This window comes from Adlercreutzia sp. DFI.6.23 (genome assembly GCF_024462535.1).
In the GTDB taxonomy this organism is placed as follows: Bacteria; Actinomycetota; Coriobacteriia; order Coriobacteriales; family Eggerthellaceae; genus Adlercreutzia; species Adlercreutzia rubneri.
This window is the reverse complement of record NZ_JANGBP010000839.1, coordinates 1-286: the sequence shown is the minus strand read 5'-3', so window position 1 is coordinate 286 and position 286 is coordinate 1. Positions and strand designations below refer to the sequence as shown.

General features: G+C 68.9%; 1 protein-coding gene. It reads left to right on the top strand.

The window, feature by feature from the left end; genetic code table 11:
• On the top strand, positions 1–286 hold a 286-nt coding region (locus NE591_RS15690), incomplete at both ends, for an adenosylhomocysteinase (RefSeq protein WP_256157153.1).

The window sequence follows — 286 nt, the reverse complement described above, 5'->3', positions numbered from 1 at the left end:
AGGCGCCGATGCGCACGCCCTCGAGCGGGCGCTCCTCGGCGCCTGCATGCACGTGACCACCGAGACGGCGAACCTCATGCGCACGCTCGTGGCTTCGGGCGCGGAGGTGACGCTCTGTGCCTCCAATCCGCTGTCCACCCAGGACGACACTGCTGCCTCGCTCGTGCGCGACTACGGCGTGCGAGTGCATGCCATCGCCGGCGAGGACGCGGAAACCTATGAGCGCCACATTGCCGAGGTGGTGGCCACCAACCCGCAGATCCTCATGGACGACGGCGCCGATCTG